At 68.8% G+C, this 24,568-nt stretch carries 20 protein-coding genes and 4 pseudogenes; 12 read left to right on the top strand and 12 right to left on the bottom strand.

Features of this window, described 5'->3' with window-relative positions; translation table 11 throughout:
* Nucleotides 1–313: 313 nt before the first annotated feature.
* Complete coding sequence (locus ABZT03_RS05725) at nucleotides 314–883, top strand: GNAT family N-acetyltransferase (protein WP_356033962.1); 570 nt, start codon at nucleotides 314–316, stop codon at nucleotides 881–883.
* Between the two features lie 540 nt (nucleotides 884–1,423).
* Nucleotides 1,424–1,599: pseudogene (locus ABZT03_RS05730) on the top strand (transposase); the annotation flags it as partial.
* 156 nt (nucleotides 1,600–1,755) lie between these two features.
* Here ABZT03_RS05730 and ABZT03_RS05735 read toward each other — a convergent pair.
* Nucleotides 1,756–2,271, bottom strand: coding sequence for a helix-turn-helix domain-containing protein (locus ABZT03_RS05735; protein WP_356033964.1), 516 nt, complete (start codon nucleotides 2,269–2,271; stop codon nucleotides 1,756–1,758).
* A gap of 62 nt (nucleotides 2,272–2,333) precedes the next feature.
* Between ABZT03_RS05735 and ABZT03_RS05740 the strand changes: the two genes are divergently transcribed.
* The 3 genes and pseudogenes from ABZT03_RS05740 (at nucleotide 2,334) to ABZT03_RS05750 (ending at nucleotide 4,932) form a co-directional block, all read left to right on the top strand.
* On the top strand, nucleotides 2,334–3,203 hold the full coding sequence (locus ABZT03_RS05740) for an alpha/beta hydrolase (protein WP_356033967.1): 870 nt from the start codon (nucleotides 2,334–2,336) through the stop codon (nucleotides 3,201–3,203).
* Between the two features lie 116 nt (nucleotides 3,204–3,319).
* Nucleotides 3,320–3,567: pseudogene (locus ABZT03_RS05745) on the top strand (IS5/IS1182 family transposase); the annotation flags it as partial.
* Between the two features lie 192 nt (nucleotides 3,568–3,759).
* A complete protein-coding gene (locus ABZT03_RS05750; protein WP_356033970.1) occupies nucleotides 3,760–4,932 on the top strand; it encodes a glycoside hydrolase family 76 protein in 1,173 nt (390 codons plus the stop codon).
* Here the strand turns inward: ABZT03_RS05750 and ABZT03_RS05755 are convergent, their stop codons facing one another.
* The 4 genes from ABZT03_RS05755 to ABZT03_RS05770 all read right to left on the bottom strand — a co-directional run bounded on the left by ABZT03_RS05755 (nucleotide 4,933) and on the right by ABZT03_RS05770 (nucleotide 9,165).
* A complete protein-coding gene (locus ABZT03_RS05755) occupies nucleotides 4,933–5,922 on the bottom strand; it encodes a LacI family DNA-binding transcriptional regulator (RefSeq protein WP_356033972.1) in 990 nt (329 codons plus the stop codon). It lies immediately after the preceding gene.
* A gap of 130 nt (nucleotides 5,923–6,052) precedes the next feature.
* Nucleotides 6,053–7,351, bottom strand: coding sequence for an extracellular solute-binding protein (locus ABZT03_RS05760; RefSeq protein WP_356033975.1), 1,299 nt, complete (start codon nucleotides 7,349–7,351; stop codon nucleotides 6,053–6,055).
* A 55-nt stretch (nucleotides 7,352–7,406) separates the two neighbouring features.
* Complete coding sequence (locus ABZT03_RS05765; protein ID WP_356033977.1) at nucleotides 7,407–8,189, bottom strand: carbohydrate ABC transporter permease; 783 nt, start codon at nucleotides 8,187–8,189, stop codon at nucleotides 7,407–7,409.
* 112 nt (nucleotides 8,190–8,301) lie between these two features.
* Entirely contained in the window at nucleotides 8,302–9,165 is an 864-nt protein-coding gene (locus ABZT03_RS05770; RefSeq protein WP_356034173.1) for a sugar ABC transporter permease, read from the bottom strand.
* Between the two features lie 294 nt (nucleotides 9,166–9,459).
* Here ABZT03_RS05770 and ABZT03_RS05775 point away from each other — a divergent pair, with 294 nt between their 5' ends.
* The 4 genes from ABZT03_RS05775 (at nucleotide 9,460) to ABZT03_RS05790 (ending at nucleotide 12,747) form a co-directional block, all read left to right on the top strand.
* Nucleotides 9,460–10,830 carry a glycoside hydrolase family 125 protein gene (locus ABZT03_RS05775; protein WP_356033980.1) on the top strand — a complete coding sequence of 457 codons (1,371 nt, stop codon included), beginning with the start codon at nucleotides 9,460–9,462 and terminating at the stop codon, nucleotides 10,828–10,830.
* Nucleotides 10,831–11,200: 370 nt separating this feature from the next.
* Nucleotides 11,201–11,992 (top strand): GNAT family N-acetyltransferase, encoded by a 792-nt coding sequence (locus ABZT03_RS05780; protein WP_356033983.1) that lies wholly within the window; start codon nucleotides 11,201–11,203, stop codon nucleotides 11,990–11,992.
* A complete protein-coding gene (gene infA / locus ABZT03_RS05785; protein ID WP_356033986.1) occupies nucleotides 11,989–12,225 on the top strand; it encodes a translation initiation factor IF-1 in 237 nt (78 codons plus the stop codon). The genes ABZT03_RS05780 and infA overlap by 4 nt, the downstream gene beginning before the upstream one ends.
* A gap of 63 nt (nucleotides 12,226–12,288) precedes the next feature.
* On the top strand, nucleotides 12,289–12,747 hold the full coding sequence (locus ABZT03_RS05790) for a PPOX class F420-dependent oxidoreductase (RefSeq protein WP_356034176.1): 459 nt from the start codon (nucleotides 12,289–12,291) through the stop codon (nucleotides 12,745–12,747).
* Between the two features lie 610 nt (nucleotides 12,748–13,357).
* Here the strand turns inward: ABZT03_RS05790 and ABZT03_RS05795 are convergent.
* Both ABZT03_RS05795 and ABZT03_RS05800 read right to left on the bottom strand, forming a co-directional pair.
* Nucleotides 13,358–15,217, bottom strand: coding sequence for a M1 family aminopeptidase (locus tag ABZT03_RS05795; protein ID WP_356033989.1), 1,860 nt, complete (start codon nucleotides 15,215–15,217; stop codon nucleotides 13,358–13,360).
* A 163-nt stretch (nucleotides 15,218–15,380) separates the two neighbouring features.
* Nucleotides 15,381–15,560, bottom strand: a complete 180-nt coding sequence (locus ABZT03_RS05800) for a hypothetical protein (RefSeq protein ID WP_356033991.1) — start codon at nucleotides 15,558–15,560, stop codon at nucleotides 15,381–15,383.
* Between ABZT03_RS05800 and ABZT03_RS05805 the strand changes: the two are divergent.
* Together ABZT03_RS05805 and ABZT03_RS05810 are read left to right on the top strand one after the other, a co-directional pair.
* Nucleotides 15,549–16,433: pseudogene (locus tag ABZT03_RS05805) on the top strand (amidase family protein); the annotation flags it as partial. The gene ABZT03_RS05800 and the pseudogene ABZT03_RS05805 overlap by 12 nt on opposite strands.
* Nucleotides 16,434–16,897: 464 nt before the next feature.
* The gene (locus tag ABZT03_RS05810; protein ID WP_356033993.1) at nucleotides 16,898–18,364 is read left to right on the top strand and encodes a serine/threonine-protein kinase; all 1,467 of its coding nucleotides are present in this window, start codon (nucleotides 16,898–16,900) and stop codon (nucleotides 18,362–18,364) included.
* 110 nt (nucleotides 18,365–18,474) lie between these two features.
* Here the strand turns inward: ABZT03_RS05810 and ABZT03_RS05815 are convergent.
* Nucleotides 18,475–19,255: pseudogene (locus ABZT03_RS05815) on the bottom strand (LysR substrate-binding domain-containing protein); the annotation flags it as partial.
* 7 nt (nucleotides 19,256–19,262) lie between these two features.
* Here ABZT03_RS05815 and ABZT03_RS05820 point away from each other — a divergent pair.
* Nucleotides 19,263–19,661: a hypothetical protein gene (locus ABZT03_RS05820; RefSeq protein ID WP_356034181.1), complete on the top strand. Its 399-nt coding sequence runs from the start codon at nucleotides 19,263–19,265 to the stop codon at nucleotides 19,659–19,661.
* 211 nt (nucleotides 19,662–19,872) lie between these two features.
* Here the strand turns inward: ABZT03_RS05820 and ABZT03_RS05825 are convergent, their stop codons facing one another.
* The 4 genes from ABZT03_RS05825 to ABZT03_RS05840 all read right to left on the bottom strand — a co-directional run bounded on the left by ABZT03_RS05825 (nucleotide 19,873) and on the right by ABZT03_RS05840 (nucleotide 24,451).
* Nucleotides 19,873–20,370 (bottom strand): peptidylprolyl isomerase, encoded by a 498-nt coding sequence (locus ABZT03_RS05825; protein ID WP_356033995.1) that lies wholly within the window; start codon nucleotides 20,368–20,370, stop codon nucleotides 19,873–19,875.
* 307 nt (nucleotides 20,371–20,677) lie between these two features.
* Nucleotides 20,678–21,400: an alpha/beta hydrolase gene (locus ABZT03_RS05830; RefSeq protein WP_356033997.1), complete on the bottom strand. Its 723-nt coding sequence runs from the start codon at nucleotides 21,398–21,400 to the stop codon at nucleotides 20,678–20,680.
* Between the two features lie 348 nt (nucleotides 21,401–21,748).
* A complete protein-coding gene (locus tag ABZT03_RS05835; RefSeq protein WP_356033999.1) occupies nucleotides 21,749–22,276 on the bottom strand; it encodes a DinB family protein in 528 nt (175 codons plus the stop codon).
* A gap of 192 nt (nucleotides 22,277–22,468) precedes the next feature.
* Nucleotides 22,469–24,451 (bottom strand): amino acid transporter, encoded by a 1,983-nt coding sequence (locus ABZT03_RS05840; RefSeq protein ID WP_356034001.1) that lies wholly within the window; start codon nucleotides 24,449–24,451, stop codon nucleotides 22,469–22,471.
* Between the last annotated feature and the right edge of the window lie 117 nt (nucleotides 24,452–24,568).

Below are 24,568 nucleotides of genomic sequence, written 5' to 3' on the forward strand. Positions count from 1 at the left end.
ACCGTCCATGACGTCCCCCACTCCGGACGGACGGGTGTCAAGCCGACCGTCACCGCCTCGGTCCTCGCCCGAGCCCGTCGCATCCGCCGCCCGTGCCGCGACCGGCAGGCCGACGAACAGAACACCGCCGTCACCCTCGCCGCCGGCACCAGCCGACCACCGCACCCACGGCACAACCGAGGCCCTGCGTCTCGGTCATCGGCGACTACAACGAGCCTCAGGCAGGGCACTCCGTCCCTTGCCATGGCGTCACCGTAGGTCAACGCCGGGGCCCTCGCGCCTTCCCGAAGCAGATGCGACATACTCTCGGCCGATGAACAGAATTGCTGCACGACTGGAGGCAGACGCCACACCGTCAGCCCCCGCTCTCATACTTCGTCCCTGGAACCCGGCGGACGCTGCTGGCCTGGTTGATCTGGCCTGCGATGAGGCCCTGCGCCGCTGGACGAGTTCAGCTGTGAACGACGAGGTGAGCGCGGCACGGTGGGTTCAACATCAGCAACGGGGATGGGAGACGGGAGACCGCTTCGGATTCGCCATCGTCGAGGCCCAAGTTCCGGGTGATGAGGGACAGTTGGCGGGTCATGTGGTGCTCAAGAACGTCACTCCCGGCGCTTCGTCCGCCGAGGTCGGCTACTGGACCGCGGCGCACGCGCGCGGCCGGGGAGTGGCCCCCCGGGCACTGCAGGCACTCACGGACTGGGCCTTCACCGCCTTCCCTGGTGACGGACTGACGCGCCTTGAACTAATGCACCAGGTGGACAACACGGCGTCATGCCGCGTCGCGAGTAAGAGCCGGTACGAACTGACCGGACTCCTGCCCGCGGCACCGCCCGCTTACCCCGCCGCCGGTCACCTGCACGTAAGGACGCGCGACCTGTGACCTCCACATCGGGTGCCAGTCGAATCCGTCGAGAGCGAGCTCGACAGGCCCATGACCTGCACCGAAAGCACCACTCAGATTGTCATGTGCGGCCCAGACACAGCTTCTGAGCTTGGCATTCAACCTCTGAGCTCGAACGACGAACCACTCAGACGTGTCGCCTGGCGGGCATGTGTGGGACGGGCAGACGACCCTTGCATGTGGATGGGTTCATCCATGGACATTCGTAAGAGGAATTTGGCACGGTGGCGCGCATGTCAATCCCTAACCCTGCCTCGGACGCCGCCGCCTTCTACGCCGCACAGAGCCCGTTCTCCGACCCCGGAGACCTCGCAGGGCTGTACGCCGCCTTGCCCGCCGATCCGCGCGAGCTCGCCCGGATCGCCAGGGGCCTCGTGGTCCACCGCTTGGAGGGTGACCTCTTCGAGTACGCCGTCCCTCAAGATCGTCTCCACAACGACGCCGAGACGCGCTACATCGATGACATCCTGCGGATCGTCATCGCGCGCAACGACGCCCCGCGCATGGCCTACCTCCTGGAACCTCCGTCCTCACCTGCACAGTCCGGCTCGCGACCCAAACCCTCAACTCCCGGCCCAGGACGCCCACCTGGCTCGAAGAACCGGCGCCCCGCCACCCGCTACGACGTGGGCAAAACGACCAGACGCCCCGAGAGCATCGCTGAACGTAATCAACTCAAAGCTCATCAACCATGAAAACAAGCTGAGGCCCAGGTCGCCTCCCTCAGCCCGAACCCGCAGACTGAGAGGTCACGCAGATAGGCGGCAGACGGGCTCGGCTGCAGACGGGACAGGCCAGGTTTCGCGATTATGGAGTTGCGCGCTCTCTGCGATCGCTGACCTTTGCTGCCCTTATGGCTGGCCGAATCGCTGCGGTGTCGGCGGCCTGCTGGCGGTGGCTGCGGGCGTCGACGCGTCGCAGGCCGTAGCGGCTGCTCGAAGGGCAGCGGTGAGATAGCGGTGAACGATGTCCAGTTCACCCGCGGTGAAGTCCTCGGCCGCATCGACGAGGTTGGCGATGAGCGAGCCGAAGAAGGACCAGCCCAGTTCCAGAGCCTTCCGTTCGACCGTCAGCAGGAAGCGTCGCCGGTCGTTCTCATCGCGCTTGCGACAGACGAGCCCCAGGCGCTCCAGCCGGTCGAGCAGGGCAGTGGTGCCCGCCGAGTTGAGCCGCAGCGCCGCACCGAGCCGTCCCGGGGTGACGTCGGTGCCCGCCCGGTCGGCGTCAAGCAGGTTGATGAGGGCCCGCAGATCGGTGGGATGCAGGCCGTTTCGCGCGGCGAATTCCGCGCCACGCAGATCGAATTCCACGGTCACTGCGCGCAGAAGATGGACCAGTCGCAGCGCGGGGTCGTTGTCATCACTCACCGGGCTAGTATCTCGCCGAGCGAGAGAACTGGTCAACGAGATGATTCCCCGGAGGGTTCGTAGTGTCCTCATCCCAAGAGTTCTTCGCGGCCTACGACGCAATGCTCGCCCGTTGGCCCACTGGTACCACCGACATCGACGTTCCCACCCCATACGGCACCACCCGCGTCCATGCCTACGGCCCGGCCGGAGCCACCCCCGTTCTGCTCCTGCACGGCGGCGGTTCAACCGGCGCCGTCTGGTTCGCCAATGCTCCGGCACTTGGCATGCGCCACCGTGTGCTGGCCGTCGACATCCTCGGCGACGCCGGACGCAGCATCCCCAGCGGGCGCCCGCTGCGCACAATCACCGACCTGATGGCCTGGTTGGACGCGCTGCTCGACGGCCTCACCGTGTCGCGCGCGCACCTGCTGGGTCATTCCTACGGCGGCTGGATGGCCCTGACCTACGCCCTGCACGCCCCACAGCGAGTGGATCGGCTGGTACTGCTCGACCCGACCCAGTGCTTCGCCAACTTCCGCCCGGGTTTCCTGCTGCGCTCGCTGCCGATGCTGCTCCGCCCGACTCAAGCCCGCGCAGGCGCGTATCTGGACCGTGAGACGGCGGGCACGGACACCGACCTGGGCTGGAAGCAGCTCTATGCCTTGGCGGTCTCGGGCTTCACGAACCGGAAACTGGTCGTCGGCCGCCGCCCTGACCCCACGGCGCTGAGTGTCCCGCTCCTGGTCCTTCTCGCCGGCCGCAGCGACGCCCATGACGCCGCGAAAGTCGCAGCCCGCGCCCGCAAGGCCGTACCGGAAGCCCGGATCGAGATCCTCACCGAGCTCACCCACTTCGCTATGCCCACCGCCGTGCCCACGCAGACGAACCGCCGGATCAGCGACTTCCTGGCAGACAACCACGATATACGAGCCGCCCAGGGCGCGGTTTGATGAGGATCAAGCGGAGTGCGTTGGAGCCCCCTGGAGCAGGACAGGCACAGGACCCAGTGATCATGGAGCTGCGACGCTCTGTGATCACTGGGGAGACCTGTGCCTGTGCTGCCGTCATGGCTGACCGAACCACTCGGGGGCCAATTCGCGGCCCTGCTGCCCGGGAGGCAAGCCAGAGGTGGCACGTGGAGCGCACCACGCCTGGCAGAACGCCTTCCACCGCCTCGCCCGCTGCTACGAGCGCCGGGCCACCGTCATCGATGCCGTCTTCGACCTGGCCCACGCCGTCATCACCGTACGTAACCTGATCCGCCAGGCATGGACAACCCACCGCTGGGACGAACGCCCGCACCGCCGCCCATGAATGCGTGCCTATCTGCGCGACCTCTGAGTTGCGGCTCCGGTCGAACCGGTCATCAGCGGGCCGGTACCGCGCGGTGATCCGGTACCTCACGCGCCCCGCATACTCGTCCTGTCGCAGGCGTTGACGCCCCGATGGCCGAATGACAACGTTTCCATGACAACGTTTTCATCGACATCCACGGAGGCACTCCCCATGTCCATGTATCCCTCACGCCGGGCCATGCTGGTCGGCTCCGGCCTCGCCGCCATGACCGCGATGGCCACCACCTCGGCGGCCGCGGCGGAACGCCCGGGCCCGGGCCGGGCGCTGTCACGCGCCACCGCCGCGTACTCCGCGCTCAGGAGAGGCTTCGACGCGAAGGACGGTTCCGGACTGGTCCGCGAGCAGTACCCGGCGGCCGACGGTGACAACGCGTACTCCTACGAATGGCCCTTCTCCCAGGCGCACATCGCCGCACTCGACCTCACGGCGGTGGACGCCACGTACGAGTCGGAGCTGGCCCGGCGGGCGACGGCGCAGGAGCACTACTGGAACCCCGGCGGAGGCACGACCAAGCTGCCCGGATACGCCTCCTACCCCATCGCCCCCTACGGCGGGGGCGGTGACATGTTCTACGACGACAACGAATGGGTCGGCCTGGCGAAGGTCCAGCGCCACCTTCAGACCGGTGACACCGCCGCTCTGGCACGCGCGAAGGAGATCTTCGCCCTGGTCAAGTCGGGCTGGGACACCGACACGAGCCACGCCGCTCCCGGCGGTGTGTTCTGGACCCAGGCCGGCTGGAGCCAGGACCGCAACACCGTCTCGAACATGCCGGGTGCCCAACTCGGCCTGCGCCTGCACCAGATCACCGGCCAGGCGGACCACCTGACCTGGGCGAAACGATTCGTCGAGTGGACGAACGCGCACCTGCAGAGCCCGAGCGGTCTGTACTGGGACCACCTCGACCTGAAGGGCACCATCGAGAAGACCATGTGGTCCTACAACCAGGGCGTCCCGGTCGGCGTCCACGTCCTGCTCTACCAGGCCACCCACGACCGGGCCTACCTGCGCCAGGCCGAGCGGATCGCCGAGGCCGCGTACGACTACTACGTCACGCAGGGGAGGCTCCACACGCAGCCCGTGTTCTTCAACTCGATCTTCTTCAAGAACCTGCTGCTCCTCGCGTCGGTGACCAGGGACGGCGCGTATCCGCAGGCGATGGCCGACTACGCCGACCAGGTGTGGTCCACCATGCGTGATCCCGCCACCGGCCTCGTGCACTTCGACACGGCCGGCGGCACGCAGGCGATCCAGCAGGCGGCACTGGCGCAGATCTACGCCGTGCTCGCATGGCCCTCGGCCAAGTGGAAGACGCTCTACTGACTACCGGCGCCGGATCTCCCCCGTGCCTCGCGCGATCAGATGCACGGGGAGGACGGTCCGGCGGGAGGGGGCGTCGTCGCCGTTGATGCGGTCGAGCAGGAGGCGGGCTGCGTGGCGGCCCAGTTCCTCGGTGTCCGAGGTGACCACGGTGACCGGGGTGGGGAGCATGTCCGCGAGCTTGAAGTCGTCGAAGCCGACCACCGCGACCGTCGCCCCGAGTTGCCGGCAGGTGCGCAGGACGCCCTCGGTGACGAAGCCCGTGGTGGAGAAGATGGCGGTCGGCGGACGGTCCGACGTGAGCAGGGTGTGGGTGGCGGCGGAGGCTTCCTCGGTGGTGCCGCGGCGCAGGGTGACGATCAGGCCGCTGTCAGGGGTGATGCCGCTGCCGCGCAGGGCCTTGCGGTAGCCGCGCAGTCGTCTGCCGGTGGTGTAGTACGAGGGGGCCACGAGGACGGCGATCCGGTCGTGGCCGTGGTCGATGAGGTGCTGGGTGGCTTTGCGTCCGCCGTCCTCGTTGTCGAGGAGGACGACATCGGCCTCGGCGCCGGTGGCGGGCCGGTCGACGAAGACGATGGGTACGTGGTCGTGCCCGTTGATCTCGTTGAGGAAGGCGTGGTCGCCCTGGTCGGGGACGATGATGAGCCCGGCGACGCGCCGTCCGATGAGTTCGCCCACCGCGCGGCGTTCGACCTCCGGGTCCTCGTCGGCCGTACTGAGAACGACCGCGTAACCGGCCTGGCTCGCCACCTCGACGGCGGCCTTGGCGAGCGACGCGTAGAACGGGTTCGTCAGGTCACCGAGGAGCAGCCCGAGGGTCATGGAGTTCTGTCCGGGCCGGAGTGAGCGCGCGATCTCGTTGCGCTGGTACCCGATGGCGTTGATCGCCGCGTTCACACGGTCGGCCGTCTCCTCGCGGACCGTGCCGATGCCGTTGACGACTCGGGACACCGTGACGACGGCGACCCCGGCCCGCTCGGCGACGTCGCGCATCGTGGGCCGGGTGCTCTGACGGTGTGGGGGACGACTGCTCACGCGGGGGGAGGACCAACTTTCCATCGTGTGCCGGAGGGCCGGGACCGGGCTAAAGAATACTTTCCTGTCCCGGTCCTCCGGTCCCTGGCTACCTGTTGCTCTTGATCACTTCATTGATCTTGCCGGTCATGGTCTGGAGGTCGGTGAGCGGCTTCTTGCCCTGGAGGATGTCCGGCCAGTAGGCGGTGATCAGGTCGCTCGTCTGGCTGGCCCACTGGGTGGTGAAGCGCACGCCGATGCTGGTCGGCGTGTTCAGCTCCGACTTGACGGTGGACGCGACGGTCGTGAGTCCGGCCTTGTCGAGGGCGCCGAAGTAGGCGTCCTGGGCGGAGAGGTAGGCCGGTGCGGCCACGGGGGAGTCGGGGAGGACCTTGGTCCAGACGGTGGAGTCGAGGTACTTGAGGACCTTGAAGGTGGCGTCGGCGTTCTCGGTGTACGAGGGGGTGCAGATGCCCACGGCGTCGTACAGGGTGGCCGGCTTGCCGGCCTGGGGGATGGGCGCGAAGCCGTACTTGATCTTCGGCTTGTCGGTGAGGAAGCCGGCCGCCAGCCACTGGCCGCTCCACACCATCGGGATCTGTCCGGCGGCGAACAGGGACTGCTGGTTGCTGACGTCGTATCCGGGGGGTGCGATGGCACCGCTCTTGATGCCGGCCGCGAGTTTGCTGACGCCCTGTGTGTACGTCGCGTCGATGGTGGCCTTGGTGGGCTGGTGCACGGAGTCGGTGAAGGGCGCGCCGCCGGCGGACAGGGAGTAGGTGCTGAGGGTGAAGGGGCCGTCCTGGCCGGTCATGGCGTCGGCGACCAGACCGTACTTGGCGCCCTTCTGGTGCAGCTTGGAGGCGGCCTCGAACATCTGGTCCCAGGTCCACCCGGAGGTCGGCACGGCTATGCCGGCGGCCTTGAAGGCGTCGATGTCGTACCAGACGCCGTAGGTGTTCATCAGGGAGGGGACGCCGCCGATCTTGCCGTCGGCGGTCTTCCAGTTCTTCATGGTGGAGGAGACGAAACTGCCGGCGCCGAAGTCGCCGGACCCGGACAGCCGTGAGGCCCAGTCGGTGAGCAGGCCCTGGCTGGTGTACTGCTGCTCGGTGTCGTTGCCGCACCAGAACAGGTCGGGGAGTTTCTTGGCCTGGGTCAGCGCCGCGAGTTTGTCGCTGTAGTTGCCGTTGGGTGTGTCGATGCGTTTGACCGTGATGTTCGGGTCGTGGAAGCCGGCCAGGGCCTTGTCGATGGCCTGGTTGGTCGCGCTGGACTCCCAGGTCATGACGGTGACCGTCGCCTTGCCGTCGGTCTCTTTTCCGGAGGAGCTGCCGCAGGCCGCCGTGGTCAGCAGCAGTCCGCCCGCCGTGAGCAAGGCTCCGGCGACATGGGTCGATCGTTTCACCTGGTCCTCCTGGTACATGGCCGGTACGTGGCTCGTACTCGGCTCGTTGTGCGCATCAGCGCTGGTTGACGGTGCCCAGGGCGCTCAGGCCTTGGATGAAGTAGCGCTGGGCGACGAAGAACACGGCCAGTGGGGGGAGCATGTAGAGCAGGTTGGTGGCCATGCAGAGGTTCCAGTCCGGGGTCTGGCCCGCGAACGAGGTGACGAAGGAGGCCATGCCGACGCTCAGCGGCCACTTCTGCGACGAGTACAGATAGATGAGTGGGTTGAGGTAGTCGTTCCAGGACATCTGGAAGGCCAGGATGGACATGGTGATCCAGGCCGGCCTGGTGATCGGGAGCATGACGCTGACGAAGATCCGGACGTGTCCCGCACCGTCGACCTTGGCCGCCTCGTCGATGGAGTGGGGGATCGACAGGAAGTACTGGCGGGCGAGGAAGATGAACAGTGGATTGCCGCCCAGGAAGGCCGGGACGATCAGCGGTAGCCAGGTGTCGTACCAGCCGATGTCCTTGAACAGCTGGAACAGCGGGATGATGCCGATCACCGGGGGCAGCAGCATGCTGCCGACGAAGACGTAGAACCAGGCCTTACGGCCGGGGAAGCGGAGCCGGGCCAGGGCGTATCCGGCCATCATCGACGTCATCACGCCGCCGACCACCGACAGGGCGGTGATGACGACGGAGTTGAGCAGCAGTCGCGGGAAGTGGATCGCCTTCGGCCCGTCGACGAAGTTCCTGAAGTGGAACTCGTGGGGCAGCAGCCTGGGTGGGACTTCGAACACCGCCGAGGGGCCCTTCAGGGCGACGGTGAGCATCCACAGGATGGGCAGGATCATCACCGAGCAGATCAGCAGCGCGGTGGCGTACCAGGTTGCCTTGCGTACGGTCCTGCCGCGCGGCTTCGCTGCCGGGACTGCCGTCGGCGTGGTTGCCGGAGCCCTCGTAACGTCAGGAGACGTGGTCACTGTAGGTCCAAATCGACGAGAAGCGGGCGGTGGCGGCGATCACGACGACGATGGCGAGGAAGAGCACCCACACCTGGGCGGAGGCGTAGCCGAACTGGGAGACCTGCCCGAGTCTGGGGAAGCCGTTGTTGTAGATCGACAGCATCAGCGTCCTGGTGCTGAAGCCGGGCCCGCCCAGGCCGTCCGGCGAGAGGATCTTCGGCTGGTTGAAGGCCTGGAGGGCGGTCACCATCTGCAGGACCACCTGCAGGACCATGATGGGGCTGATCAGCGGGAGGGTGATCCGGAAGAACACGGTCCTGGGTCCGGCGCCGTCGAGCCTGGCCGCCTCGTAGAGCTCGGTGGGGACCGCCTGGAGTGCGGCAAGGAAAATGATCATGGTGGAGCCGACGCTCCACAGCATGACGATCACGATGGAGGGCATCGCCGAGCCCGAACCGGACAGCCACTCACTGGTGGGCAGGTGCAGCCAGGTCAACACCTGGTTGGCCAGGCCCACTTGCGGGTTGAACACGAACTTCCAGAGGGTGATCGTGGCGACCACGGGCAGCACGACCGGCAGGTAGCACAGGGTGCGCAGCAGCCGCACGCCCCGCATCCGCTGGTTGCAGAAGACGGCGAGAGTCAGCCCGATGACCAGGGAGAGCGGCACGTACAGGATGACGAGCAGCACAGTGGCGCGCACCGAGGGCCAGAAGGACGGGTCGGTGGTGAACATCCTGCGGAAGTTGTCGAGTCCGATGAATTCCGGTTCCGACAGGCCGTTGTACCTGGTCATGGCGAAGTAGGCGGACCGGATCAGTGGATAGACGACGAACGCCGTGAAGCCGACGACGGCCGGTGCCATGAACACGTACGCCGCCAGGGTGTCCGAGGACCGTCTCCGTCGCCGGCGCCTCGGTCGCCCGCGGCTTCCCCCACGCTCCTGTTCGGGTGGCTGTCCCGCAGGTGGTGCGGTGGTCGGCGTCTCTTGGTGCGGGGTGGCTGTCACACGCGCTCACCTTCTCCCTCCGAGGAGTTGGCGATGGCGCAGACGAGGGCGGACCCGAACGTCTGGTGGTTGCCAGCTCCTTCAAGGTAACGTTTCCATTCCCTGTTGATCACACGGTGGCGGACGCCACAGAGGGAGTCAAGAGGCGCGATGGTAACGTTTCCCGGATCAAGATCCGGAACAGTGTGGGCGGTTCCGGAGTCACTGAGGGCGCTCGGGCAGCGGCTGGCCACCGAACTGCGGGGCAACCCGGCGTCCGACATCGTCGAAAGGTGCTTGACCAATACCTGGACCACGTCCATGAGTTGGGGCGCTCCGACAGCGGAGGTCTTCGTCTGGACCGGAGACATCCCGGCGATGTGGCTGCGGGACAGCACCGCCCAGGTACGCCCCTATCTCGCGGTGGCCTCGGATCCGGAGATCGGCGACGCCCTGGTCGGCGTCTCACGCCGCCAGATCCGCTGCGTCCTGCTGGACCCCTACGCCAACGCCTTCAACGACGGACCCACCGGTGCGCACGGCGAGCCGGACGATCGGCCCACGCCGGGTCCGTGGGTGTGGGAGCGCAAGTACGAACTCGACTCCCTGTGCGCGCCAGTGCAGTTGGCCTACGCGATCAGACGGGCGACCGGCCGTGAGGACCACCTCGACGAGGAATTCCATCGCGCCGCGTGGAGCATCGTGCGGATGTGGCGGGCAGAGCAGTCCCACGCGCGGTCGCCCTACAGGTTCATCCGGCCGACCGGCCCCTTCGCCGGTGACAGCCTTCCCCGCCGGGGCCGCGGATCCCGGGTCGGGCGGACCGGTATGACCTGGTCGGGCTTCCGGCCCAGCGACGATCCATGCGCGCACGGCTACCTCGTACCGGCCAACGCACTGGCGTCCGCGAGCCTGCACGGACTGGCCGATCTGGCCGCGTCCGCTCTGCACGACGCCGAACTCGCCCAGGAATGCGTGCGGTTGGCCGGCGAGATCGACGCCGGGATCCTGGCGAACGCGGTGGTCGACATCGACGGTGCATCCGCGCTGGCCTACGAGGTCGACGGCCTCGGGGCGGCGCTGCTCGGCGACGACGCCAACCTCCCCAGCCTGCTGAGCCTCCCCCTGAGCGGCTGGTGCACCCCGGAGGATCCGCTTTACCAGACCACCCGGCGGCTTGTGCTGTCCGGAGCCAACCCTTCGTTCTTCCGCGGCAGACACGCGTCCGGGGTGGGCAGTTCCCATACGCCCGACCGTCACGTCTGGCCGCTGGCGATCGCCACCGCAGGCCTGACCGGCGGCGAGAACGCCGCCGCGCAAGCGCTGGAGACACTGGCGGTCACGACCGCCGGCACCGGTCTGATGCACGAGAGCTTCCACGTCGACGACCCCGGAAGGTTCACCCGGGACTGGTTCGGCTGGGCCAACGCCATGTTCTGCGAACTCGCCCTCGACCTGTGCGGGGAGGGCGTGGCGCACCTGTTCCCCGTGAACCGGCGGACGCTGCCCGCCGCGCCGGGCGCCGGCAGCCGGCCTGCCTGACCGGTCAGTCGTCGGAGCCTTCGTGGGCCGGCCGCCGGCATCGGTTGGCGGTTGGCGCCGGCGCCGGCGCTGGTTCTGGTGTCGGCTTCGGTGTCGGATGTCGGGTGTCGCGTGTCGGGTGGCGGCCGACTGCTGTCAACTCGCGGCCGTGAACGGCACGTTCCCCGACCTCACTACGGCGTGGAAAAGCACTTGAGTGAGCCGGCGCCCCGCTGCTACTTTCGCGGTGGACCGCGAAACCGTCGTATGGAGGTGAGACCCGTGAACACAGTCACCCATGGGTGCTCCCTCAACCCGTCACGGTCCGACGGCTGACGTTCGGTGTCGCCGGGAGCGCCTGAGATCGAGGCACTCCCGGAAGGGGACTCCGATGAACACGAAGCCTTTCACATCCGGCCCGGGCGAGAACGCGGTGATGATCACACGCGTCGCGGACCGGCAATGGCATGCTCTGGATGACGACCTGGTGGTCGGCCGCGGGCATGCGCACCAGCGGCCCGACGGACGCTTGTTCGTCAGCATCGACGCCTGGCACCCCACCGCCTTCGACCGGCTCGCCGAGGCGATGGTCGCGGAACTGCCGACACCCTTGTACACGGTGGTCGACGAGGCCGACGTAGAGCTGACCGCCGGCTGGCGGCGGGCCGGCTTCACGATCCGCCGCCGTGAGTGGGAGTACGCCGTGCCGACCGACCCTCTGGCCACCGGGCTCGGAACCGTCCTGCCGCCCCCAGGGGTGACGATCGTGCCCGCCGGTCTGGCGGACGAAGCGATGCTGCGGGCGGTGGACCGCGCCATCCGTGACGAGGTCGAAGCGAGCGTCGGGTGGCAGTCGATGCCCGCGGAGGTGATCCCCCGCCCCGAAGACGACACCATCGTCGACCCGTCGAAGTACGCGGTGGCCGCCGCGCCGGACCGTTACCTGGGCCTGATCCGCGTGGTGAGGGTGAACCGGCCGCGCATCGGCCTGCTCGCGGTCCGGGCCGGCGAGCAGCGCCGCGGCATCGCACGGGCGCTGCTGGCCCACGCGCTCGGGACGCTGCACCGCTCCGGGGCCGACGCGGCCTGGACCGAAGTCCAGGAGTCCAACCAGGCGGCCTCGGCGCTGTTCGAGAGCATCGGTGCCCGGCCGACGGGCAGCAACCTGGAGCTGGTGCGATGACGAAGAGCAAGAACGTCATCGAAGTCGAGGGCAAGGTCGTCGAGTGCCTGCGCAGCGCCATGTTCACCGTGGAGCTCGAGAACGGCCACCAGGTGCTCGCACACATCAGCGGGAAGATCCGCAAGAACTACATCAAGATCATGCTGGAAGACAGGGTACTGGTGGAACTTCCGCCCTACGACCTGACGCGTGGCCGGATCGTGTTCCGCTACCGGAACCAGGGCGTGTTGTGAGAGAGGGGATGGGGCTCACAGTGTCCACGAAATGGTAGGGCGGCTATGGACGTTGATCACGTCATGACTCAAGGACCAGCGCCTCGCCCTTTGTCCGACGAAGCCCTCTCCAACCTGCTTGGCAAGCAGCAGTTCGGCACGCTCGCCACCGTCAAGCGCAGTGGCCATCCGCATCTGACCACCATGCTGTACAGCTGGGACTCCGAGGCCCGCATCGTGCGGTTCTCAACGACGGTCGACCGCGTCAAGGTCGGGCACCTGCGGCGCGATCCGCGTGCCTCACTGCATGTGCAGGGCGGCGACGTGTGGTCGTTCGCCGTCGCCGAAGGCGAGGCCGAGGTCTCGGGGATCACGACGGTTGCTGGCGATGGGGTTGGCCGGGAACTGCTCGGAATGATCCCGCAAGCTGCGAAGCCGGAGAATGAAGACGCGTTTCTGGAGCAATTGGTTGCCGAGCGCCGAGTGGTCATCCGGTTGAAGGTGGACCGGCTGTACGGAACAGCACTCGACATCAACGGCTAGGACGAATCGGGTCCGTGCTGGTCATAGCCCCTCGTTGACGGCTGCGACCAGCACGGACACGTGATAGCGGACGGCGAGTTCGTCGTACCGTCGATTGATCCCGCATTCGACGGCGTGCCGCTGCTTGTAGTCGCCTTTTCGAACTTCGGCGGACGGCCGCCGCGGGAACCGAGCCTCTGTCGATTGCGGATCTGGTCGGCCTTCTCCGGGATGGTGCACCGCACGCCGCGTCCGCGCAGGTAGGCACGGTTCACGCGCGAGCCGTGGGCGCCGGTCGGCGCGGACCTTGTCCGGCCGGGAGCGTGGTCGGCCCGGCCCGACCCGGGGCACGCGGATGGTGTCCAGGACCGGCTGGAACTGGGGGCTGTCGTGCCGCTGCCGGCGGTGACGAGTAGGGACAACCGTTTCTGTCCCTGCTCGACCGCCGGGGGCAGCCTGGTGGTCTACCGTGACCGGGGCTGCGTTGATGGCTCATACGGCCGCGACCGGCACCGCTCCAGCCGCCTTCGACAGGACCGGCCGACATGTTCGCAGCCCCGACCGACACGCGGCCGACCGGACCCGGGGCGCTCGCCGCCCGGCTGGGCCGGCGCGGCGAACGCCCGTCCGGTCAGCCGATGATGCGGTGCGTGGTCCAGAACGAGGTCAGGTCCGTGGTCGTGGCGGCCTGTGCCGCGGCCTTGAACTCGGCCGTCGTTGAGACGCCGTACCAGTGCGAAGTGGCGTAGTCCTTGAGGAGTTTGGCCATCGCCGTGTCTCCGAGGACGCGGCGCAGGTCGTGCAGGGCGCACTTGCCGTAGCCGTAGACGACGGTGGAGTAGCGGGAGGAGTGGGCGTCCCAGTAGGCCATCGAGTTGGTGATGTTCTCCGCCGAGGAGGCCCAGGAGACGTTGTTCCAGCAGTTGGTGCCGGTCAGTCCCTGGGCGAGGTCGGTGGCGTAGTCGGTGAACGCCTCGTCCAGCCACGGGTTGTTGTACTCGTCGTCGCCGACGATCCCGTAGAACCACTGGTGGCCGATCTCATGGGTGAGGGCCGTGGTGCTGACGAGGTCGAGGACGAATCCCGGGTACTCCATGCCGCCGAACCAGAAGTTGTTGTCGATCACGGCGTCCAACTCGCCGTACGGGTAGGCGCCGAAACGGCCCGCGTGGGCGTCCACCGCGGACTTGGCGGTGGTGAGCATCGACTGGGCGCTGGAGGAGCTGATGCCGGAGACGGAGTAGATGTTGATGGGAGTGCCCGCCGCCGATGTGCCGGAGATCTTGGTGAACGGCCCCGCAGCCCAGGCGAAGTCGCGGACCTTGGACGCGGTCGCCGTGGTCACCGTGCGCCCGCTGGTGCCGGGGGTGTCGACGGAGGTGCCGGTGGCCGGGACCGACAGGCTCGTCGGGTGGTCGAGGGTGACCTTGAAGTCGGCGGCCAGGGAGTAGAACGACTCGCCGTTGTTGGTGTACGGGTCGAGGTGCCAGCCCGAACCGTCCTTGACCGCGAGCACCGGCAGCGCGTTGCCGATCATGCTGAACGCGCCGTCGTATCCGAACCGGTCGGCGCCGCTGGGGACGGTGATCTGGAGGTCGAAGCCGATGGTGGTCGACTGGCCCTGCGCCAGCGGGGTCGGCAGGGCGACCTGGAGGGCCGTGCAGCCGACCGACAGGGCGCCCGCGGTGCCGCCGGTCATGTTGCTGACCGCGATCGGCATCGCCGAGCAGGTGCCGTGGTAGTTGTCCCACAGTCGCAGGTACAGCTCGGTGAGGGGGGTGGCCGAGGCGTTGGTGAAGGTCGCGCTCTCGTGCCCGGTCCAGCCGGTGCCGCTGGTGTTGCTGCTCAGGCTGACGGTGTACGACGGTGCGGCCGGTGTACGGGTGGAGTCGGCGGGCGGGGTGGTGTCGCCCGAGGTGTCGACGGCGATGTCGTCGAGGACGAAACTCGTCTGGAGGCTGGAGTCCTCGACACCGGTGAAGGCGAGGCTCACGGTCTGGCCCGTGAAGGCGGACACGTCGAAGGACTTCTGGACAAAGCCGGTGGCCTTGTTCAGGTTCGAGTAGGTCGCCAGCGTCGTGCTGCCGATCTTCGCCGTGAGCTTGTCGTACGCGGTGGACGACGTCGTCTCGGCGGTGTCGATGTGCAGCCAGAACGTGAGGGTGGCGTGGGAGCATCCCGACGGGATGGTGACGCTCTGGGAGAGCGTGTCGGTGTGGGTTTTGCCGGTGCCGTCGAGCCAGGCGAAGTTGGTGCCGCCGTGGGCGCTCTGCCCGGTGCGGCTGGTGATCACACTGGTCGAGGACGTCGTCCAGGACGAGGTGCCGCTCTCGAAGCCGCCGTTGGCGACCACCTGGGCCGGGGTGCAGGCGGCGGCCAGGGGCGCCGCGATGGGCGCGGCGGCGGCCGGGGTGACGGGAAGCGACACGGCGGCCAGCGCGGCGACGGCGAACACGCCGGCGGCGAGGGCCTTGTGGGGGGTCGATCTCACACGGAACTCCTTTTGCGGCGGCCGGGATCCCGGCCTGCTCGGTGGACGCCCGGCCGGCCAGGGTGTGCCGGTGGGCGGCCGCGTGGGGTCGTGCAGCGATTGCGTCATCGCGGGAGGAAGCTTCGCAGATTTGACCGGGGCATGCCACAGGTTGACGGAGGTGTCACATCACGGGGGAGACGGGTGAGCGCTGCGAGGAGAAAGTGCCGCTCAGGTGCACGGGAGGGACCGCCGGGGTGGTGATCATCTCGACCCGGGCGAACGTCGCGAAAGCCATCCGCTCGGAACGCGCGCGGACCCGCCACCGTGAACCGCCCTCGCCCTCGCCCTCTGCGGCATCCACGCTCACAAGCCGACACTCGGGCTGGCGGCGAACCGCGGTATGGTCCCGCCGTCCGCGCCGGCACTGCCGACCGAACTCGACCTCGCCGTCGTCGGTCCGATGGCGCGTGGTGCCCGCGACCTCACGCTGTTGCTCGACGTCATGGCCGGACCGGACCCGCTGACCCTCGGGGTGGCGCACGCTTTGACGCTGCCTCCCGCGCGTCATGAACGGCTCTGCGACTTCCGGGTTCTGGTCATTGAGGAGCATCCGCTGATTCCGACCGGGTCCGCTGTGCGCGCGGCCGTGAACCGGGTGGCCGACGCGCTGGACGCCGGCGGCGCTCGCGTCGAACGGCACACTGGCCTGCTGCCGGACCTGACCGAAGCCGCAGGGCTGTACACCCAGTTGCTGTTTTCCGGCTCCACCGCACACTTTCCCGTCGAATCACACGATCAGCTGCGGACCCGTGCCTCCCGACTCAGCGCGAACGACGAGAGCCTCGATGCGGCGCGGCTGCGCGCCATGGTGTTCAGCCACCACGACGGGATCGAGGCGAACAGCCGTCGAGAGCTCCACCGCCACGGCTGGCGGCAACTCTTCGCCGAGTTCGACGCCGTGGTCTGTCCCATCACGCCCACTCCCGCGTTCCCGCACGACCACAACCCCAATCCGTCGGACCGCCGGCTCGACATCGACGGCGTCCCGTATCCGTACTTCGACCAGCTCGTCTGGGCCGGTCTGGCCACCATGCCCGGCCTCCCCGCCACTGCCGTACCAGCAGGCCGTTCCCCTGAGGGCCTGCCGGTCGGAGTGCAGCTCATAGGCCCGATGTTCGAGGACCGCACCCCGCTGCGCCTGGCCGAACTGCTCGAGGGGAAGATCGGCGGCTGACCACAGGTCTCGGTGCGGGTCAAGAAATCGTCGATCTTTGAGAGCTTGAGCCTGGCGCTCGGTGTCGCCGCGCGGCCCCGCGTGCCGAGGCCCGCTACCTCACCTGCCACCGCGGACTTGTGGCCCTGGAAGCCCGGAAACTCAGGTGTTGGCGGGCCGTAGTGCAGGGCGCCGCCTTGTGGAAGCAGATATCCGATGTCTCGTTTCCGCGGGATCCGTCCCGCCGGCGTCGACGCGTCGGTGCAACCGAAGACCTCGAAGCCGATCACCGCCAGGCTGAAAGCAGCGTTGGGACGCGGTAACCGGTCCGGGTCGGGCCGGTGCCCGGGTGCTCCTCTGCAGGTGGTGGCGGCGCGGTCGGTGGATCAGTGGGGTAGGGGGCCGTCTCGTGGGTACTTGCGTCCAGCGCGCCTGGGCGGCAACGGGCGCCAGCAGGAATCGGGCTTCGAAGCATGGGAGATGGAATGAGGCTGCGCGAGTCAGCCATGGCGCTGGCGTCCCGCTGTTCCGCCGAGATACTGGCCGGCCGCTACCGCCTGGACGCTCTCATCGGTTCGGGCGGCGCAGCGGATGTCCACCGAGGCTTCGACCTGCGTCTGAGACGGCCCGTGGCGGTGAAGGTCTTCCGGCCCGGCACCGGCTTCGATGCAGACGAGGGCCTGGGAAGCGAGGCGGTGATCCTGGCACGGCTGCAGCATCCGGGACTGGTCACCGCCTACGACGCCGGGCGGCACGACGGCCGAGCCTATCTGGTCATGCAGCTGATCGAAGGCTCCACGCTGAAAGGCCGTATCGCCCAGGGCCCTCTGTCCTACCAAGAGACCGCCGCCCTCGGTGCCGGCCTTGCCGGGGCCCTGGCTCACGCCCACGAGGCGGGGATCGTTCACCGTGACGTCAAGCCGTCCAACATCCTCCTCGACGCTTCGGGCCGCACCTATCTGACGGACTTCGGAATCTCCCGGCTGGTCGACGCCACCACTCACACCGCTACGGGCACCCTCATCGGCACCGCCGCGTACCTGTCGCCCGAGCAGGTACTCGGCCAGCCGGTCGGTCGGCCCGCGGACATCTACGCTCTCGGACTCGTGCTCGTCGAATGCCTCACGGGCAGGCTCGAGTACGACGGCGGTCCCCTGGAGGCAGCGATAGCGCGCCTCCACCGCTCACCCGTACTGCCGGGCTCCCTGCCGGAAGCACTCGCCGTCCTGCTGCGTGACATGACCGCCCTGGACGCGCAGACCCGTCCGTCCGCGCTCGCCTGTGCCCGGACACTGGCCGCCCTCGCCGACACGCCCCGTCTCCTGTCCACCGTAGCCACCACGGGTGTCACGCCCGTCGTCCCCGTTCGGGAACGGGCGCAGGACGACGACTTCACGCACCCGCACCCGCTGCCCGCCCCGGACCCTGCCGCGCCGAAGACGGCGCCCGCACACAGCCGCGTCCTGGTGGCCGGCGGAACCGTCGCGCTCGCGGCCGTCATGGCCGCCACCCTCGCCGTCACCGACGGCACCTCACACCCGGGAGACAACGGGAAGGCCACCCGCGCCGTGAGCCGACCCGCCGAAACGGGCCGCACGGAAAGCAGCAGCCCGGCGGAAAGGCACGACACCTCCACGGCACCTGTGGCTCCACCGCCCACCACTCACAGCGCCTCCGCCGGGCAGCTTCGCGACGCCGCCTCCAGGACGAGCGCCGCCGCTGCGGCGTCCGACGGTCTGAGCCGGAAAGCGGCCAGGCCTGCCGGGGTTCTGCACAACAGCGCGTCCGACAGGGGAGTGCAGGCGAACACGAAGCCGGATACGTCCGACCAGAAGCCTGGCAAGTCGAAGAAGGCCAAGAAGGCCGAGGAGGCGCCCGGAAAGGCGCAGAAGAAGGCCGAGAAGAAGGCCGAGAAGAACGAGGCTGCGGAGAACAAGGCCAAGGCCGGCTGAGGGACCGCGGCCCGGTCGGTCAGTGGAAGCGGAACGGGCGACCGCCCGGGTCGGCGCACACCCGGGCCGTGGGCTGTCTCTCTGGCCGGGCGCATCACCGGCGCACGGTGGTCTCGCAGCCGGCGGTGGGCTCCGTGGGCGTCGTGGCGCGGGTGCCAGGCCGTGCCGATGGTCAGCGGTGGAAGCGGCAGCGGGATGTCCAGGAGCCGCAGTCCCAGGGCGTGCGCCGCGTCGCTGAGCGGTGAAGGGGGCTCGCCCGGCAACGCGGTCGGCACCGGGCAGACCACGTCGCCGACCGCGGCCAGGGCCATCGCTGCCAGATGCCCGGCCAGTACGACACTGACATGCCGGCTGAGTCCTTGCTCAGCCAAGGCGACGTCCAGCGGGCCGGTGAAGCGTCCCCGGCGGCTGACCGCCACGTGCTCGGCCGTGGCCAGTCTGGCGGCGGCAGGGTTTTTCGGTGAGTGGATGCCCAGCCCTGACGCCGGCCGCCATCCGCGGCGTGGCCGGCTCCCCGACCCTCGTCTCCGGGTCGACGGGGTCGATGGCCCCGATCTCCAGGTCGGTCCGGCCCTCGCGCAGCGCGGGGCCGGCCTCCCACTCCTCGGCCAGCACCCGCATCGAGACGCCCGGCGCCCGGCGTCCGGCCGGCCCGAGCAGTCCCGGCGCCGGCGCGGCGCCGACCAGGTCCGAGGCCTGAACGGTGAAGGTGCGCCGCAGGGCGGCGAGGTCGGTCACGCCGCTCGGGGCGAGCAGTGCCTCCAGCCGGGGCACCACCGAGGCGGCCTCGTCCCGCAGCGCGTCGGCGCGGGGTGTGGGCACCATCACCTGGCCCGCCCGTACCAGTAGCGGATCCCGTAGCACCCGGCACAGCCGGGCCAGGGTGCGGCTCGTTCCGGTGCTCGGCCCACAGGACCTGTCGCCCAGCGAGCTGGCCCGCATCATGACCGAGGAACTGGGCCGTCCGGTCCGCTACCAGCACCAGACGTTCGAGGAACTGCGGTCCACCCTGCTCGGCCACGGCCTCGACGAAACGTTCGTCGACGGCATGGTCGACCTGAAGCGTGCCAAGGACCAGGGCCTGGACTCGGGCGCCGCCCGCTCGCCGCAGGCGGGCCCGGCCACCGGATTCGCTCAGTGGTGTGCGCAGACCTCAGGCCAGCCGTCCTCACCACATCGGAGGCAGCCGATGCCCGCTGACCGGACGGAGCCGCTGGTGACCGCCCGTCTCACGCCCCACACCACCGCGCACCGACTCGCAGGCACGATCATGGCCGGGGTCAGCCGCTGCAGGTGACGGACGGCTCTGTGGTGCTCTCTCACGCGGTCGCCGTCGGCGTTCCGCACCCGACCGCCCCGGCCGGCGACATCGGCTCTGCCTGATCTTCGGGGCGGTCTGCGGCCTGCGGTTTCGTGCCCGCCTTCAGCCGGAGCGGCTGGGGCGGCTCGCTGCGCCTGGAGCGGGGCGAGTCATGAGATCGCCGGGCTCGGACGCGTACGCGAGAAGATCAGGCCTCGATGACGCCCGACTTGGCGATGGTGATCTTCGCCGAGGGGGTGCCGGAGCCCGAGCCGAGGCCCTCGATCTTCTTCACGACGTCCATGCCCTCGACGACCTCACCGAAGACGACGTGCTTGTTGTCGAGCCAGTTGGTGACGATGGTGGTGATGAAGAACTGCGAGCCGTTGGTGTTCGGTCCCGCGTTGGCCATGGAGAGCTGGCCGGGCTTGGTGTGCTTGAGCTGGAAGTTCTCGTCGGCGAACTTCTCACCGTAGATGCTGCGGCCACCGGTGCCGTTGCCGGCGGTGAAGTCGCCGCCCTGGAGCATGAAGTCGGGGATGACCCGGTGGAAGGAGGAGCCCTCGTAGCCGAATCCCTGCTCGCCCGTGGCGAGTTCGCGGAAGTTCCTGGCGGTCTTGGGAACTACGTCGTCGAAGAGTGCGAAGACGATCCGGCCCGCGGGCTGGTCGTTGATGGTGATGTCGAAGAATACGTTGTTGGACATTGCTTCATCTTGGCACCCGGAGCCGCTCAAGCGCACATCGACCCCTTCCGTCGGCGGTTTGAACGCTGCCGATGGCCACCCGGCCGATTCGTTGTCCGGGGCACCGGGCAGGGCCTGGGCGTCACCGTCGCCGGAGTGGTGCGGAATGCCGAGGAAGGGCAGCTCGACGCGACGTCTGCTGTCAGCGGCAGGGAGGCCCTGAACCGAGCCCGGCCGCCATGAGGGCAGGGCGCCGCGTGAACCCTGGAGTGGCCCGACGGACCCGCGAGCCCCGGCCGGCTGTGCGGCCGACCAGGGCGACCCGGCCTCACTTCAGGTGTCGGTCCAGGAATCGGCACCCGTCTTCCAGCTCGAACCACGGGGTGCCGGTGTGCCCGCCCGGATTGGCGTGCAGCGTCTTCTCCTTGCTGCCGAAGGCGTCGAACAGGTCCAGGGCCCGTTGCCGGGGGTTTCCCTCGTCGTCCCACTGCAGCAGGAACAGCAGCGGGATGGTGACCTGCCGGGCCTGCTCGCGCTGGGCACGGGGCACGTACCCCCCGGCGAAGAAGCCCGCAGCCGCGATACGCGGCTCGGCCACCGCCAGCCGAATGCCGAGAGCGGTCCACCCTCCGGAGTACCCGACCGGGCCGCCGATCTCGGGCAGCTCGAGGAGAGCGTCCAGAGTGGCCCGCCACTCCGGGACCGCGTTCTCGACCAGCGGGCCGATGAGGGACTCGAAGATCTCGTCGACCGGCTCGCCGGCCCGCATCGCCCGCCGGAGGTCCGCACGGGCCTGCTCGTCGGCGGCGGAACGCGGTCGCTCACCGCACCCGGCGGCGTCGATGGTGGCCACCGCGAAGCCGCGCGCCGCGGTGTACCGGGCCCTGGCCACCAGCCGGGGTTCCGCCTTGGGCAGGCCGTTGTTGTGGGCCATCAAGAGCAGCGGGGCCGGTGCGGACCCGGGCGTCCACAGGGTGCCGGGGATCTCGCCGAGGGTGAATTCGCGCTCGAGGACGCCGTCGTCGAGGCGCTGTTCGGAAGTGAAGTGCACGGTCGTGCCTTTCGGGAGGGCTCTTGAACGGCGCTCCCGGACGACCTATCGCCCGACCATGACTCCGGAGGGGAGCACCCATGTCGATATCGCGTTCACGGGTACCACCTCCTCGTTCTGTCGCACGGCCTCCGGCAGAGTAGCAACGGTGGCCGTGTCCGCCAACGGGATTTTGCGTCCGCCAACGGGTTTTGCGAGGCTCCGTGGCCCCGTCGGCGGCGAGCCGTGCAGCCGTTCCCGCTCCGGATACTCCGCGCCGGCGGGAGTCGACTGTTCGGGGAGTACGGCGCGCAGGCGCGAGCGGCGCCGGGGCTTCGGCGCGAGGCGCGCGAAGCTGGACCGGGATCTTCAGGTGAGGACCAGCCAGCGGCGGCCGTCGATCAGCTCTCGGGCCGCGTCGAGGTGGCCGGCGTGGCACGCGGTCTCGGTGATGACGTGCAGCAGGACGTCGCGCACGGTGTGCAGGTGCGGCTCACCGAAGAGATCGCGAGGCCACCAGGCCAACGCGGCGTCCGCCGGGGTGGAGGCGATGACGGCGTCGGCGACTTCGGCCTCCTGCCGGTACCGGTCGAGCACGTCGACGGCCGGCACCTCCGGGGCCACCTTCCACGCCTCGTCGCCGCTCGACAGGCCACGGATGACCTCCTCGTCCCCGGCGACGACCGCGCGGAACCAGAACCGCTCCACATCCAGCGTCAGGTGCTGGACCAGCCCCAGGCAGTGCCATCCGGAAGGCAGCACGGGCCGTCGCAGCTCCGCCGCGTCGAGCCCGTCGAGGATGCCGAGAACGTGGCGCCGCTGTCCGTCCAGGACCCGGAGAAGTGCCCTGGCCTCACTGCCGGACGTTGTCTCGCTCAGATTTTCGGTCACGGGCACCCAGCATCCCCGAATCGCCGCCGCCGCGCAGGGAGTTACCCGAGTCCCGTGACGCGCGGCCCACCGAAGGCAGGTCGCATTCGGGAGAGGGCAGCCACCTGCATCCGTTTCCGTTCCAGGGCCGTGTCGCCGAGAACGACGTGCCGCGACACGTTTCGCCGCGCCCCGAGGACATGGGAGGGCCGTGCGGGGTCAGCCACCGACGTGGATGCCGGGGCGGCGCTCGGGGTCGGGTTCGTTGCTGCGGATGATCTCGCGGGTGACCGGAGCGGTGTCACCGCGGCCGAGCAGGAAGTAACGGAACATGTGCTTCAGCGGGCTGCCTTCGGCCCAGGAGAAGTAGCAGTGCGGCTGTACGTCGGTGGCGTCGCGCAGGGCCAGGAGGATCGCGGCGATGGCGTTCGGGGCGGCCGGGGCCTCGGCGCGCAGGACCCGGTATCCGTCGACTTCCGCGCCGCACACGGTCAGCGTTTCGCTGAAGTCGGACGGGTCGACCACGTCTATTTCCAGGAACAGCACGTCGGCCGGACCGGGCACCGGGTTGCTGCCGCGCTGCTCGCGTTCCTTGGCGGTGTATTCGGCACTGTCGCCGGCCTGACGGCGGTTGGCGATGATGTTGATCGAATTGTCGTGGGCGAGGGTGTCGGTGATGAACTGCCGGGCGACCGGGTCGAAGACGATGCGGTCGGCGCGCAGTTCGGTGGTGCGCGAAATCCGGGAGACCAGTGACACGGTGATGATGCCGGCGATGAACATGCCGGAGATGGCGATGCCGTTGGGCTTGTCGACGATGTTGGCCACCAGGGCGTAGAAGAGCACCGCGGTGAGCAGGGCGAAGCCTGTGGCAGGCGCTCGCCGGCGACGCCGTACGACCGAGACGGTGACGGCGAAGGCGCCGGAGACCATCATGGCCAGGATGCCGGTGGCGTAGGCGCCGGCCTGGGCGTCGACGTCGGCGTCGAACGCGATGGTGATCAGCACGCACAGGGCGGTGTACACGAGCACGACCGGGCGTACCGCGCGTCCCCACTCGGGGGCCATGCCGTAGTCGGGCAGGTATCGGGGGACGATGTTGACCAGGCCCGCCATCGCGGACGCTCCCGCGAACCACAGGATCAGGATGGTGCTGACGTCGTAGACGGTGCCGAACGCCTCACCGACGTGCTCGTGGGCCAGCCAGGCCAGGGCCCGGCCGTTGGCTCCGCCGCCGGGTTCGAACTCCTTGTGGGGTATGAGGACCGTGGTCGCGAAACTCGCGGACAGCAGGTAGACGCTCATGATGAGCGCGGCGGTGGTCAGCAGCCTGCGGGTGTTGCGGATCCGTGAGCGCAGGCGTTGCTCGGCGTCGGCGCCGTCGGCGGCCACCAACGGCATCATGCTCACCCCGGTCTCGAAACCCGAGAGGCCGAGCACCAGCAGCGGAAACGCCGTAAGTGCCGGACCTGCCAGATCACCGAATCCGCCGCCGCCCTCGGCGAGCGCGTGCGTCCATGCCGACCATGCTCCCGGCGTGGTGAACACCTGCACCAGTCCAACGGCGATCACCACCGCGTTGAGGAGCAGGAAGACCGCGACCAGGGGGATGGCCACGCTCACGGCTTCGCTGAACCCGAGCAGGAACACCCCGCCGAGCACCAGCAACAGGCCCACCGTGATGGCGACTTCGTGACCGTGCAGGGCATGGGGCAGATAGGGGTTCTCCATCATGTGCACGGAGGCGTCCGCCGCGGACAGGGTGATGGTGATGATCCAGGAGGTGGCCACGAAACCGAGCAGCACCAACACGAACAACTTGCCCCACCAGAAAGGCAGGAGGTCCTCCAGCATCGCCACCGAGCCTGCCCCGTGCGGGCTTTCCCGGGCCACGCGACGGTACATCGGCAGCATGCCCACCAGCGTCAGTGCCACGATCAACAGGGTCGCCAGCGGCGACACCGCCCCGGCCGCCAGAGCCGCGATCGCCGGCACGTACGCCAGGCTGGAGAAGTAGTCCACCCCGGTCAGGCACATGACCTTCCACCATGCCTGCGGCTCGGTGTGACCCTCGCCCGCCGCCGGTCCGACCGGCTGCACCCGGTGACGCAGCAACCACTGCGCGAGGCCGCCGCTCGGATGCGGCCGGACAGACGGACTGTCCACCACTTCCGGAACGGCCAGTTCGTTCGCGTCCTTCATCTTCCCCTACAACCCTTCAGCAGGCGCTGCGCACCGGTCACCGCGTTCATGTCACCGCAGCGATCACCGAGTATGCGTTCCTTGTGAAGTCCGCATCACATCGGGGGCGTCGCACCG

Origin of the sequence: Streptomyces sp. NPDC005574 (assembly GCF_040605435.1) — a bacterium.
Classification (GTDB): Bacteria; Actinomycetota; Actinomycetes; order Streptomycetales; family Streptomycetaceae; genus Streptomyces.

Coding starts and splice junctions, on each gene's coding strand:
- ABZT03_RS05725 (WP_356033962.1), top strand. CDS start 314: ATGAACAGAATTGCTGCACGACTGGAGGCAGACGCCACACCGTCAGCC.
- ABZT03_RS05750 (WP_356033970.1), top strand. CDS start 3,760: ATGTCCATGTATCCCTCACGCCGGGCCATGCTGGTCGGCTCCGGCCTC.
- ABZT03_RS05755 (WP_356033972.1), bottom strand. CDS start 5,922: ATGCGCGACGTCGCCGAGCGGGCCGGGGTCGCCGTCGTCACGGTGTCC.
- ABZT03_RS05765 (WP_356033977.1), bottom strand. CDS start 8,189: ATGATCCTGCCCATCCTGTGGATGCTCACCGTCGCCCTGAAGGGCCCC.
- ABZT03_RS05770 (WP_356034173.1), bottom strand. CDS start 9,165: ATGGCACCGGCCGTCGTCGGCTTCACGGCGTTCGTCGTCTATCCACTG.
- ABZT03_RS05775 (WP_356033980.1), top strand. CDS start 9,460: ATGGTAACGTTTCCCGGATCAAGATCCGGAACAGTGTGGGCGGTTCCG.
- ABZT03_RS05780 (WP_356033983.1), top strand. CDS start 11,201: ATGAACACGAAGCCTTTCACATCCGGCCCGGGCGAGAACGCGGTGATG.
- infA (WP_356033986.1), top strand. CDS start 11,989: ATGACGAAGAGCAAGAACGTCATCGAAGTCGAGGGCAAGGTCGTCGAG.
- ABZT03_RS05790 (WP_356034176.1), top strand. CDS start 12,289: ATGACTCAAGGACCAGCGCCTCGCCCTTTGTCCGACGAAGCCCTCTCC.
- ABZT03_RS05810 (WP_356033993.1), top strand. CDS start 16,898: ATGAGGCTGCGCGAGTCAGCCATGGCGCTGGCGTCCCGCTGTTCCGCC.
- ABZT03_RS05825 (WP_356033995.1), bottom strand. CDS start 20,370: ATGTCCAACAACGTATTCTTCGACATCACCATCAACGACCAGCCCGCG.
- ABZT03_RS05840 (WP_356034001.1), bottom strand. CDS start 24,451: ATGAAGGACGCGAACGAACTGGCCGTTCCGGAAGTGGTGGACAGTCCG.